The organism is Paraburkholderia sp. JHI2823 (genome assembly GCF_038900695.1).
GTDB classification, from domain to species: Bacteria; Pseudomonadota; Gammaproteobacteria; order Burkholderiales; family Burkholderiaceae; genus Paraburkholderia; species Paraburkholderia mimosarum.
Map to the genome: position 1 here is coordinate 18695 of NZ_JAYMRY010000060.1, position 13644 is coordinate 32338.

Consider the following 13644-nt stretch of genomic DNA (forward strand, 5'->3'; position numbering starts at 1 on the left):
CAACAAGTCATCCGTCGAAAAACAGCTTGCCACCAAGGAACTCACCATGTCGCTGATTCATCTTGACAAGACCGCTTCCGCCTCGGAGGTCGAACACTGCCTGCGCGAGCAAGGCTACGCCATTATCGACAAGCTCGTGCCCGCTGCCACCATGGATCGCATTGCCGACGAGCTTCAGCCCTATACCGCCGTCGCGCCATTTGGTCCAGACGGCATTCTCGGTAGACGGACCAAACGCACTGGGGGCTTGATCGCCAGATCACCAGGCACGCACGAGTTGATCCTCCACCCGACCGTTCTGGAAACAACCCGGCGCTTTCTGTGTCATGCCACGACTGTTCAGATCCATTGCACGCAAGTCGTGTCCATTTATCCCGGCGCCAAGGCACAGACGCTGCATCAGGACGAGGTGGCATGGGACATGTTTCCCTTTCCCATTGACTATCACGTGCAGTGCAATACGCTGTGGGCCATGACAGATTACACCGAGGAGATGGGCGCTACGCGTGTCGTACCACGAAGTCACCGGGCGGGCCGCAGCGTTGAATTCGATATCGCAGCCAGCCTTCCAGCAGAAATGGAAAAGGGCTCGGTCCTCGTCTACGACGGAAAGGTCTACCACGGTGGCGGCGACAATCGCTCCGATCGTGTCCGGTCGGCTATCAACCTGACCTACGCAGTCGGCTGGCTTCGGCAGGAGGAGAACCAGTTTCTCTCCTGCCCGCTGGAGATCGCCCGCACACTGCCGGACGAATTGCTGCGCTTGATGGGCTATCAGTGCGGCGCATTTGCCTTGGGCTATGTCCATGGATTCGAGGATCCGATGAGCGTCTTGGGGCGGGGGCAGCCCGGTAAACTCTTAGGTGCGGAGTTGATGCTGAAGGCAGAGCAAAACGAGGACCGGAGGTCATTTTTGCGGGACGCGGATTTTGATAGAAGCGCGTCAGTACATCGTGGAATGCTATCGGAATCTCGACCGGGGTCAGCATGATGCGGTCAATGCAAACTTTATGATTAGGATTACGAATCAGTCTATGGAAGTGTTCGCGCAGCGTTACCGCTTCAGCTGCGTGGCCTTGCGTTGGGAATTTGCATACTGGAGTGCTTGCATTTGCCCACGGAAGACCGTTGTCTGTGGAGTCTCGGGCTGTTGTGCCGAAAGGCATGTTGGCCAGCGCGGCGGCCACTGGTTCATTACGAGGCGCGGATTGTTTAACGAATGAGAAAGGCGAGTATTCATTCTCATGCTTTTCCATGTGCCAACGCCCTTGAAAGGATGAAGGTGTTCTATGGACAACTTGAAAATCCAATTCGAAAACGAGTGCTATCCAATATGGATCGGGGCTCGATGCGTGGACGAGATCATATCTACTCTGTGTGAACTCGAGGCCTCGAGCTACCACCTGGTCACCGACAAAACCGTCGGCCGTTTGCATGCGCCAACGGTGTTCGATCGACTCGTGGGTGAGGCGCCAACCCGCCTCTGGGTAGTCGAGGACGGAGAATCGGCAAAGTCCGTGAGTACTGTCGAGCAACTGGCTCACGATATGGTGCGCGCAGGCATCGACCGTGGCGGCGTGATCGTCGCTGTTGGTGGCGGAGTCATTGGGAATCTTGCCGGGTTGACGGCCGCTTTACTGTTTCGTGGCGTCCGCCTCGTGCACGTGCCGACGACGTTGATTGCCGCGGCGGACTCGGTGGCCTCGCTCAAGCAGGCGGTGAATTTGCCTCTGGGCAAAAACCTGCTGGGCTGTTATCACAAGCCGACGGCAGTACTGATCGATCTTGGCTTTCTGCAGACGTTGCCTGCAGCGCAAATCAGGTCCGGCATGTACGAGATCATCAAGAACGCATTGACTGTGGCAACTGAGAACATCCCGCTGCTTGAAAGTGGGTTGAACCCGAACGCAATCTACTCCGATTCGGAGTTCGCGGTTATTGTCAAAGCAGGTTTGCTTGCCAAACAGAAAGTCATGCTGGTCGACAAATGCGAGCGCAGGCAGGCCCTTGCTTTCGAGTATGGCCACACGGTCGGGCATGCGATCGAACTGGCGGCGAATGGCCGGGTGCCGCATGGAGAAGCCGTCGGACTCGGAATGATCGTGGCGGCGAAAGTGGCCAGTCGACTCGGGCGGCTGAAAGAGGCTGATCTGGAGCTTCACTATCGGTTACTGAGGCTCAACGGTCTGACGTTTCGGCTGCCCGCGGGTGTCTCCGTCGCGACGGTGATGGCGCTACTGCGCACAGACAACAAGCGCGGGTATGTATCGGCTCGCCCCGAACAGGTGGCCATGATCTTGCTGGAGGGTCTGGGCGCTCCGGCCGGGCCGGTCGATAGGCCCCTGATATTGGTCGAGGCCTCTCTTATTCAGTCATGTATTAAGGAGTGCTTAGTCGATATTGAAGATGTTTCATACGATGAGAACAGGTTGTGACAGCCGTGATCGCTTCGTGCCGGCCCTCCAGGCTTCATTCGATCTTGCGTTCTGAACCCATGAGCGGCGTTCTCATTGCCCACCGCGAACATGCCGAGCTTGCCGGCCTGATCCGCATCGACGTCGGACAAGTGCTGGGCCATCTAGGTGCCGCCGTTGGCCACAGAACCTTGGACCGATACCTGGTCGCCTGTGCCGCAGTGCAATTTTGGGCCGACCTGCTCGTTGTTTGCAGGCCAGGCGAGGCGTTTAGGGCTACAACGGAGGAGGAGATCGAGGGGCAGCTTCGCCGCGCCGAATGTCAGGCCTATCATGCCGCACAGGCGCTGTTGGGAAAGGCAGCGGCCGAGCCCGAAGTCCCCAATGATTTCCCGTCGGTGCAGGTTGTGCTCAGGAAGGACCTATTACCCGAATATCTGAGCAAGTTGCTCCATCTGCCGATGCCAGAGTGCTGCGGCTATGACCTCGCTGATCTTGAGTTGATTGATGGCGATGGCGGGCGGCTGATCAGGCAGGTGAGCGTTGATCGTCCGGTCCTGATCGTGGGGATCCGCAGCGGAGGTACGTACCTCGCGCCGCTCTGGAAGGCCGTACTGGCAGGACGGGGCATGGTAGACGTGCATTGGTGTACGGTGCGTCCGCAGCCCGGAAGCGATGTGCTTGATGGTCTGAAGGCCATTCTGGCCTGGCTCGAGCGCCGGTTTGCTCCCGTGGTTGTGGTGGTGGACGACCAGCCGGATTCCGGGGCCACGATCGAAAGTGTGGCGGCACTGTTGTGCGGACCCGGGATCGATCTGTGGTTTTCCAGCGTCGGAAAGCTCTGGCGCGGCCCAAAGGCACATCCAATGCCTGCACATTCGCCAGCGCTCAAGGCGCGCGACTGTCGCTCTCCACGCCTTTGGGAGTGCCTGCGTCCTGATCAACATCGTGGATTCGTCGCACGACTACGTGACACGCCGGGCCTGCCCATCCCTCCCACCGATGTGACATTGCAGTTTAGGTGCCCGCAAGGCGAGGCGCGTTACGGGCTGGGTCGCGCCTGGCTACCATGGAATGACCCACGGGTTCTGAATGGACGACGACCGTTGGCTAATCCGCGCAAGACGCCGATCGTGGTCTGTGGACCTGACGGCAGAGCGCTGTTGCACCTGCGTTTCATAGGTGAAGGCGTGTTCGGTCGGGCGGAGTTTCAGCGTGTGCGGAATATGAACGGTGCGTGTCAGGGTTGGTTCGTCGATGGCTATGCGGTAACAGTCGATGTCGGGTCCACACGATCGTTCAGGGAACGGTTTCACGCCGGGAGCCCATCCGTGCGGGCGGACTTGATGGCGCAGGCGGCGAACTGGCTGGGACTCGCGGCGCAGCAAGTCATCGCACACGCGACCGACAGTCCCGTGGCGATGGCGTTAGGTCCTCGCTGGTTGGCAGTCCTGGCAACCATGCGAGAGCGCTGCGGTTACGATCCGTTGCCCGAGGTGCCGGAGCCAATGGGCGTATTTCTGATGCAGCCAGTACCGTGGCCAGGGCGGACGGGCAGGGTGATTCGTTCATCATTGCGCTATGCATGTGGCGACTGGCATTGGCAGGTCGACATTCACGGGCGACTCCATCGCTTCCAACTGGAAGCGAACTGGGGCGACGTTAGTTTCCCCGAGCTGGAACTGGCGGCCTTCATCCTGGAGAATCAATTGGCGCTTGCTGACGCGCGCCATCTCGCATCCTTGTGCGATATAGACTATTTGAGCATTCAGGATTACTTATCACTGGCTGCGCTAATGATCGCCGAAGCTAGGCTGCGGAGCGTCAGAACGCTCAGTGGCAGTGGTCGCATCACCTTGCTCCTGGACTTTCGTCGGTTGCTCGGAACAATTTTTGAATTGGCTGGGCTCGATACACCCTCAGGGAAATGAGATGGACAGACCGCACCACATCGTTACCGGCATCTATACTGCACAGCCCCGACTGCGCGCCGTCCGCTCCCGTGGCGCCAAGGTGACACTCTCGGACGGAAGGCAATACATCGACTTGATGAACGGCAAGGGCTGCATCACCCTCGGGCACCATCACCCGGCGGTGAATTCGGCCATCGCGAGCCATCTGCGAAGCGGGCACGCTTCGGCGAGCTGCTGGAGCAACCAGCATGAGGAGCTCGCGAATCGGATCATGGGTGACGTCGGTATGGACAACGCCTGCCTGGCTTTGTACAGCACAGGTACGGAGGCCTGCCGGGCTGCCGTTCAGGTCGCACGCCTGTTCACGGGGCGACGGCTCATTGCCAGCGCGGGCTATCACGGCTGGGGTGACTATTGGGTTGCCGCCAGTCACCTGCTCGAAGCTAACGCTAGCGGCATCATTGATTTCTATTTCGTGCCCGAGTTGCTCGAACAGATACTCGAACGTCACCGCGGGGACGTGGCCATGGTGATTCTGTCGCCTGACTATGTCCACCTTCAGCCGGACACGCTACAGCGGCTCGCGATAATCGCCAGTCGAGAAGGCGTCCTGCTCTGCTGCGATGATGTGAAACAGGGCTACCGCTCGATGCGTGCCTCTAGGTTTCCGAAGACGGTCGGCTTCCACGCGGATCTGTATACGTTCGCCAAGGGGCTGGCGAATGGCCAACGATTGTCATGCCTGATCGGGCGGTCCGATCTGATGGCGTGGGCGAAGGAATTCACTTACACCGCCTATTTCGACACGATCCCGATCGTGGCTGCTTTGGCCACGCTGGACTACATGGCGAACAATGATGGGTACCAGCGGCTGGTCCGCTGCGGCGCCGCGCTGGCTGCGGAGATGAGAGGCATAGTGCGGCGGAGTAAGTTACCGATCGAGATCTACGGTGATGGCCCGATGCTTCAAATCGTGGCCGCAACACAAGTCATGGACCAGGCCTTGTACGCGAATTGCGCAGCGGCCGGCCTGCTTCTATATGAGGGAGACAATCAGGCGGTTTCTCTCGCAACCGCCGATGTATTTGACGAGTTGCTTCAGTGTTTCGAGACTGGTCTGGCAGCCACTTCCCGCCAGTCGGGACTGATTGGTCCCACCTCGGTAAGCCCTCGGCGACGCTTCCAGGCAGCCTTCAACATGATAGACGGAGCAACCGACATTATTCCCGCCGGGCAAGCTATCCAGTGGCTCGAGGAAGAACGATGACGCTCTTGTCCCTGGAATCGATGATCGGCAGGAGGATCTTGCTGCTGTCGCCGCACCCGGATGATGTCGCCTATTCGATCGGCGGCATTGTGGCTCAGCTTTGCGTTCAGGCAGATCTTCTGCTGATGACGGTCTTCGGGCGCAGCGGATGGGCGTGTCCGCAGACGCTGAGCCGGGCATCTGCGAACGCGGTGGCGATTATGAGACAGCAGGAGGATCTTGCTTACTGCGAGCGACGCCGGATGAATTACACCGGTCTGGCGTGTCCGGACAGCTTCCTGATGGGCTATGACGAAGTAAAGGAGCTAAGTGCTGCCGCCGCCGATGATCCAAGAACCGCGGACATCGTGAAACTGATTGGCGAGTCGGTGGCGCGTCTGGCGCCTCATTTCCTGCTCGCGCCATGCGGCGTGGGCGGACATGTCGATCATCGAATCGTACGGATCGCAACGGATGCGCTGGATCGGGTCGAAGTTCTCTACTACGAGGATGTTCCCTACAGCGCAAGCCTGCCGCTCGCCGAGCTCGACAGGCAGCTTACTGCTCAAGGCTTGGTGCCCGCCCTGACGGCGGACATCGAGATCGTCCTCGAAGGCAAGTGTGAGGACATGTGGAGTTACCTCTCCCAGACCGGTGCGTGGACCGTTGCCGAAATGCTGCGACATGCCAGTCGTGTTGGTGCGGGGAATGCGCGGTACGCGGAGCGCTTGTGGCGCCGCGCAAATTGAAGGAGCTGTCCACAGATAACTATCGGCGGGACTTTGCAACTGCCTGAACCAGACGATGTCAACCATGATTGACGGAGGTGCCCATGCTGAAAAAACTGGCAATTCACGGAGGGGCTGCAGTCTTTAACGGAAACTGGCCCAATTGGCCGCAGAGTACCGAGAATACACGGCGCAACATCGATGCCGTGCTGAGTAATCATCGGTGGTCCATTAGTGGGCAATACCGAGGGCAAGCATCGTGGGAAGAGCGTTTCGGGCAGGTGTTTGCCGCTTACACCGGCACCCCGTTTTGCATACCGTCTTCGACTGGCACCGCCAGCTTGACCATGGCGCTGGAGGCCTGTGAAGTTGGGGCGCACGACGAGGTGATCGTGCCCGGCGTAAGCTGGGTCGCCTCCGCTTCGGCCGTGCTCGGGATCAACGCCATTCCCGTCCTGACCGACGTGGAGCCCCACACCGGCTGTCTGGATCCGGTGGCGCTCGAGCGCGCCATCACACCCCGTACGCGGGCCATCACGGTAGTCCATCTGGGATCGGCGCTCGCCAACATGAATCGCCTGGTAGCAATAGCTCGTGCGCGGTCGATCCCGCTCATAGAAGATTGTGCCCAGGCGCATGGAGCCCGCTATGCGGATCGGCATGTCGGCCGCTTCGGCACAGCTGGGACCTTCTCGATGCAGCACAGCAAGTTGCTGACGAGCGGCGAGGGCGGAGCGGTGATTACCGATGACGCTGCGCTGGCGCGCCGCCTGGCGCATCTGCGCGCCGACGGACGTACGCTCTGCGTGCAGCCGCCAGGAATGGACGAGATGGCTCTGGTTGAGACAGCGGAGATCATGGGCAGCAACTACTGTCTCTCTGAATTTCATGCGGCCATCCTGGTGGCGCAACTAGAGGTGCTGGACGAGCAGTTGGCGCTACGGCGCAGCAACGCCGCTGTTTTGGATAGCTTATTGATTTCCCTCGGCTTCTCGCCGCAAGCGACTGCCCCCGGGACCACGGCGCGGTCGTATTACACGTACGTGGTACGACTTCCGCAGTCTGTCGTCGAGACGCAAGGCGTCGAACGATTTGCTGCGGCGCTGGCCGCGGAGCTCCGGTTACCGTGCAAGACAATGTATAGCGCACTTAACCAGAGTCCTCTGTACAAACCGTTTTCGCGTAAGCGGTTCGCGCTGGGCAAGGCATTTGCCGATGCGGTTGATCCATCCCGCTATCAATTGCCCATTGCGCAAGCATTCTCCCGATCCTGCATCGCATTGCCTCACCGCATGCTGTTGGCCGATACGGATGCGATGGGGCATGTGGCTGCAGCCTTCGAGAAGGTAGCCGGAGCGATCGACGACCTTTGTGCCTGACAGGAGGCACGAGCTGTCCACTCATCGCCGGGTTGTTATGCATTGGGTGCATCTTCTGCAATCCGGATGGGAGTGCGGCAACAGTCTCGGACTGTCTGAGGGGCTAATACCTTGTTTAACTTTTTCGAAAAGCTACTTTACCCGTTCCCTGCCGCGGAGCCAGCGCTACCGCCCCAAGGGCTCTTCGCTTTCCTGTGGGCATGCACACAGGGCGTTCGCGGCAAGATCATCGCCATGGCGGTACTCACGATGATCTTGTCGGCCTTCGAGGCGTTGCTGTTTGCAATGCTCGGGCGTATCGTCGATTGGCTTGGCACCCAGGAGCCGTCGCGCCTGTGGGCCGAGCGCGGTGACACCCTGCTGAGTCTGGCCACCGTTCTGGCGATCAGCATCGGGGCGGTGACGTTGCAGACCGTGGTCAAGCACCAGACACTCACGGTCAACTTGCCAACCCGGCTACGCTGGAATTTCCACCGGCTGATGTTGGGGCAGAGCATGGCCTTCTACCAGGACGAGTTCGCAGGCCGCATCACGTCCAAAGTAATGCAAACTGCGCTTGCGGTACGCGAGACCATTTTCGTGCTGGTCGACGTGTTGATTGCCATGGGCGTGTACGTGACAACCATGATCGTTCTGGTTGGTGTGCTCGATGCGCAATTGGTGTGGCCCTTCGTGATCTGGCTCGGCTTCTACATCGCTTCGCTGTTCTACTTCGTGCCGCGCCTGGGCAAGGCAGGCAAGGCGCAGGCTGACGCGCGTGCACTGATGACCGGACGCGTGACCGACGCCTATACCAACATCGCCACCGTCAAGCTGTTCTCGCACACGCAGCGCGAGGCTGGCTTCGCGCGCGAGGCGATGAAGGAGTTCATGCGCACCGGCTACAGCGAGATGCGGTACGTGAGCGCCTTCGAGATCGTCAACCACCTGCTGAGCATGAGCCTCACGATCGGTATGACCGGAACGGCGCTTTGGCTGTGGTCGCAAGGCGCGGTGGGCGTTGGGGCTGTAGCTGCGGCCACCGCAATGGTATTGCGGCTGCATGGTATGTCGCACTGGATCATGTGGGAAATGACCAGCCTGTTCGAAAACATCGGCATGGTACAGGACGGTATGAAGACGTTGTCGAGTCCGCGTATCGTGCTCGATTCGCCCGACGCCATCACGCTCGGTGTGCCGCGTGGTGAAGTGCACTTCGAGCAGGTGAGCTTCCGCTATGGCGAATCCAGTCGCTGCGTGATCGACAACCTCAACCTGACTGTCAAGCCCGGGGAGAAGATCGGCCTCGTTGGCCGCTCGGGTGCCGGCAAATCGACACTGGTTAGCCTGCTCCTGCGCTTTCATGACCTGGAAAATGGGCGCATTCTGATCGACGGGCAAGACATCGCACGTGTCACGCAGGACTCGTTACGCAGCCACATTGGCATGGTTACACAGGATATCTCGTTGATGCACCGCTCGGTGGCCGACAACGTTGCGTACGGCCGGCCCGAAGCAACGCAGGAGCAGATCGAAGCAGCAGCCTTGCGTACGGAGGCACACGAGTTCATCCGGAGTCTGAGCGATGCAAGCGGCCGAAGCGGTTACGATGCACATGTGGGCGAGCGCGGCGTCAAGCTCTCGGGCGGACAACGTCAGCGAATCGCGATTGCGCGTGTCATGCTGAAGGACGCGCCGATCCTGCTGCTCGACGAGGCGACCAGTGCTCTGGACTCTGAAGTCGAAGCTGTAATCCAGAAAAGCCTCTACCGGCTAATGGAAGGCAAGACGGTGATTGCAATTGCGCACCGCCTATCCACCATCGCGGCGATGGATCGGCTGATCGTGCTCGACGAGGGTCGTGTGGTCGAACAAGGCGACCACAAAACGCTGCTTGCACAAGGCGGCCTCTATGCGCGGTTGTGGGCTCATCAGAGTGGCGGATTCATTGGGAATCCTGATTGAGAGCAGGAGTCATGTCGAAGAATCGATTCACAGCGCGCCCGGTTCTCGCGACTTGGGTCATGGAAATCCGTCAGTAAAGATGGGCGGCTATCTCCTGGTGAGCCAGCGTGTCGCATTCGCGCTCATTGCCGGATGGAGGTGACGAGTAGCACCCTTTGTGGCTCTTGAGTAGCGCCGCTGCAGGGTGGCCCCGATACAGGGTCGCAGTATCCCATTCACCAACGTTTGCGTGCACATCCTATGACTACAGGCGGAGTACAGCACTACGAACCGAAGCTGGATCGACTTCTGCGTATTCGCGGGCTCGAATCGTTGAGCGATCTGGTCCTGCCGATCTTTCCGATTGCTCCGCTACCGACCGCGGTGACCGATGTTCTGGCGCAGGCCGCGGTGCCGGCCTACATCGCCTCGCTGGTGGCGGCGTTTCCTCGACTTGCGCAAAGGGTGGAGGAGGTTTGCGGCCCTGTGCCATGGATTGTGCGCAGCGCGGGAATCGAGGACTCGGCGGATCACGTCAATGCTGGGGGCTACGAAAGCCTGATCTGCCGCAGGCCGGAAGAGCTGACGCAGAACGTCGCCGCCGTGGCACTGAGCGGATCGACCGAGCACGCTCGGCGTCAGCAGGTGCTTTCGGGCCGATCCGCTCCTTTCGAAGCCATCTCATGCTTCGTGCAGCCGCTGCTGAAGATCGATGTGGCCGATGATGTCGGTGCCAGTCACTCGCCGTATCTGGATGCAGCGGTCCTGGATCGCCTGGAGGGGTTCTGCACCGTACTGATGGAGATCTTCGACTTCGCCGCAATCGATTGCGAATGGGGCCTCGAGACGGCACTGGGCTTCGTTTCCATCACCACCATCATGGGGAGGAACCCGCAGCTGATGAACGTTGCCCATACGATCGGCTTCGGTTTTGGCAGTGCGCAGAGCACGGGCTCGCGGGCGACGAGCCTGGCCTTGCGCCCGGCCGCCACGGACCTCAGGCTCTGGCGCGGACGTCATCTGCGCGAGACGACTGTTCGGCGGCTGCATTTGCTGCAGGCGCGTCCGGCGCATCCCGATACGGCTTTCCGGGAGCGGGCAGCGCTGACCGATGACTGCCACGAAGCGCTAACCCGAGACTACGGCGTCGTGGAAGCCGGACTCTTGATGCTCGGCGCGAAATCTTTTGGCCGTGGGTTGATGGCACCAGACCTCATGAGCGCCTGGCGTCAGTATCTCGCCCTGGATACGCGGGAGCGGGACGATGTCGCGGTGGTGATGGTGGACGAAGGCAGCGCGGAGGAGCATGCGGGAATCATGTTCCGACAACAGAGGGTCACGTGTGTCAGAGTGGACACGCAGCGCGTACCCGCCGGAGCGGACTGCGTTGCGTTCGATCGCGGCACCTGCATTCTCGGCGGCTCGGCGATGCTGCGGGCAGTCCGGACAGCGGTCCGCCGGGAACTGGTGTTGCCCGACGACTGTGCGCTGATTTTCATGGACGAGGTGCTTACGCCCAACGGCGAGCTGACACAGGATTGCACCAGGGCTCTGTCGCGGCTGCGCGGTCTGTCACTGCCCACGGAAGTCAAAGAACGACTGCTCGCGCGCACCGAACAGCCTATGCCGGCGTTATGGATGCAGCGTGCCAATGGCGTGGTGGAGTCGCCGTCCCTGCTCGCGCAGATCGGGCGGTCGCAATATTCGGGGTATGCCGGAGAAGTCCGCGCGCTTACCGAATTCGCAGAAGCCTATCAACGTGCCGTGCGAGTGTTGTCCAGCGAGCCACAGCGCGAACTGCCGGCGTTGTATGCGCTGTCGGTCGGGACCGGCGCGCTGGTTAAAGGCGGAGATTTGCGGATAGCTATGGCCTTGCTGAACTGCGAAGCCGCGACATTCCGGGTCCCGCCTGAGACGCTACGCCGCTTGCTGGATTCGGCAGCCATGCAATGGACTGCGCACCAGCGCGACACTGCCGTGCTCGTCCTGGAAAGCGTGGCGTTCGTCGACGCGGAGTGTGCACGATTGCCGGTCTATACGATGGACGAGGCGGTTGCCTGCATGGCCGCGTTGGCGAGCGCTTTTGAACGTGGCTTGTCGGAAAGGTCGATGGCATCGATTCGCTCATTGGGGTTGCCGATCACCGACATGGTCCGGCTAGCCGTGCAGGTTCAGGACCATCCCGCGGTCCTCGATCCGGTGGGAGCGTTCCAGCAGGCAGTGGCCTCTTTCAGGAGCATAGTGTCGGGCGCTGACACGACAGCGCGGATTTCACAGCAGCTGAACGATGCCTGCTCGAGCCTGCACGATGCGCTGGGCAAGATCGATCTGGAGGATGTCGCCGAGCAGATCAGAGGATCGCTGATCGAGACCTACGACGCCTCGTTGAAAGGGCTGCTGGCTCGTACCGTGGAGGAAGGCGATACCTCGAGCTACCAACGCTACCTCGCCATGATGAAGCAGTGGATAGTATTCCTGAGGAGGGAGCCGCTGTCCTGGCGTGATGGCGTAGTGCTCGATCGCTTTCAGATCTGGCTGCCAGAGTGGAGTGACGAAGCAATACCCGAGTCATTCGAGATAGAGGACCGCAACTGGCGATTCGAGTTTGACGCCATTGTGGCTGCCGGCGGGGCCGTTCCTCGCTACAGGAACCCGCACGTTGTGCACAATCTCCTGCACCAGTGGTCGCTGGCGGGGCTCCGATTGGACACGCAGCGGCTGCCGCAACGCGTACAGGCACTCGAGCGCTTCTGCTCGACATTCAGCAGTCGCTCGACGAAAGTGCTGCGCTTCGAACGAGAACTGCTCGAGATTCAGATCCCGATGGGAACTCACAAGGCCAGCTATGTGTTCACGCCCCGGCAGATCACGGTGGAGTGGACGGAGCCGCCCGATTGCCCCGGCGACGAAATCGCGAGAATCCTGGCGTTCGAGGTGTTCCTCGATCGATTCCGCACCTGGATGTTCCCGGCGCTGACGGCCCGGCGAGCGCAGGTGTTGGGCACCTGGACTTTGTTCATCCGTCTCGGCGTACCGGCATCAGGCCTGTGGCAATACGAGGATCTCAGGCGCTTTGTGGTTGCCACGCGCGTCCTCTTCGACGCCTCATACGATTTCTCGTATGTCGGGAACGACATCGTCGACGGATTTGCCGAACGTTTCAACAGACCCGATTGGGAATCGGTGATCACCACGTTGGTCCAATATCGGTCAGTTCTTGACGACGTATCGCAGTATGTCGCCCTGCATACTTCACCAATGTCTTCCACTGTCGGAGCGATCGCACGGAGCCGCGTCGTGCGTGGCTTGATTCTGCGTTGCCTGCGCGGGGGAAGCGGCCGCTGCCGGGCGCTGATTGACCGTTACGCACAGTGGCTGGGCGGGTGTGCCAGGGACGATCGCCTTTGGCACGATCGTTATGAGCATCTCCGGCAGGCGAGCCTGTTCCTGGCGGCGAGATGGCCACGAGAGGCACTTGCGGGACTTGCCCAGCGAGACGTCTTTCATGTCGGCGATGACCTGATCGCAGCCTGCTTGTTCAAGCGCTCTGATCTGGCGGATGAACTGCGGCAAGCCGTGGCTGAGGGAAGCTTGGCACTGTCCGGGCTAGGTTCGCTGATCGTGAGGCACGCTCCCGGCATTGCTGTGGCGGGCTGCGGTGCAGCCTCGTTGGCCGCGCAACTGGCGGACTGCGGCTTTCGGTTTCGGCGCGCGAAGCACTTCCTGGTGGCCCGCTTCGGAGATTGTATCGATCCGGCCGTACTGGAACGCCTGCTCCAGGGTATGGAGACGGTACCGTGGGGACACAACGCCGCCACGGAGCAGGCTATCAATGCACACCTATCTAGACGTGGACTTGTCTGCCGATTCGAACTGGAGCGCGGCATTGACTGGACAACGCTGGCTCCGGTGGGGCGGCCGAGGTCTGATCGTGCATAGGGTTCGTGCTAAAGCAGCTTCCTGACAGTCCGTAAAGAACAAGGCCACCGCGCAAGGCTTGCGCGTCTTCCCCTCCCGCGCCCCACTCTGGCTCGCCTTTCC

General features: G+C 60.4%; 8 protein-coding genes. All 8 read left to right on the forward strand.

Features of this window, described 5'->3' with window-relative positions:
• The first annotated feature begins 46 nt into the window (after window positions 1–46).
• Window positions 47–991, forward strand: coding sequence for a phytanoyl-CoA dioxygenase family protein (locus VSR34_RS35015; RefSeq protein WP_342964844.1), 945 nt, complete (start codon window positions 47–49; stop codon window positions 989–991).
• A gap of 361 nt (window positions 992–1352) precedes the next feature.
• Window positions 1353–2435, forward strand: coding sequence for an iron-containing alcohol dehydrogenase (locus VSR34_RS35020; RefSeq protein ID WP_342964845.1), 1083 nt, complete (start codon window positions 1353–1355; stop codon window positions 2433–2435).
• Window positions 2436–2494: 59 nt separating this feature from the next.
• Complete coding sequence (locus VSR34_RS35025; protein ID WP_342964846.1) at window positions 2495–4345, forward strand: hypothetical protein; 1851 nt, start codon at window positions 2495–2497, stop codon at window positions 4343–4345.
• 1 nt (window position 4346) lies between these two features.
• A complete protein-coding gene (locus VSR34_RS35030; RefSeq protein ID WP_342964847.1) occupies window positions 4347–5594 on the forward strand; it encodes an aminotransferase class III-fold pyridoxal phosphate-dependent enzyme in 1248 nt (415 codons plus the stop codon).
• Window positions 5591–6322 (forward strand): PIG-L family deacetylase, encoded by a 732-nt coding sequence (locus VSR34_RS35035; protein WP_342964848.1) that lies wholly within the window; start codon window positions 5591–5593, stop codon window positions 6320–6322. Before VSR34_RS35030 ends, VSR34_RS35035 begins: the two co-directional genes overlap by 4 nt.
• Before the next feature lie 83 nt (window positions 6323–6405).
• Complete coding sequence (locus tag VSR34_RS35040) at window positions 6406–7680, forward strand: DegT/DnrJ/EryC1/StrS family aminotransferase (RefSeq protein ID WP_342964849.1); 1275 nt, start codon at window positions 6406–6408, stop codon at window positions 7678–7680.
• 111 nt (window positions 7681–7791) lie between these two features.
• Window positions 7792–9624, forward strand: a complete 1833-nt coding sequence (locus tag VSR34_RS35045; RefSeq protein ID WP_342964850.1) for an ABC transporter ATP-binding protein — start codon at window positions 7792–7794, stop codon at window positions 9622–9624.
• Window positions 9625–9936: 312 nt separating this feature from the next.
• The gene (locus tag VSR34_RS35050; protein WP_342964851.1) at window positions 9937–13542 is read left to right on the forward strand and encodes a hypothetical protein; all 3606 of its coding nucleotides are present in this window, start codon (window positions 9937–9939) and stop codon (window positions 13540–13542) included.
• Window positions 13543–13644 lie beyond the last annotated feature (102 nt).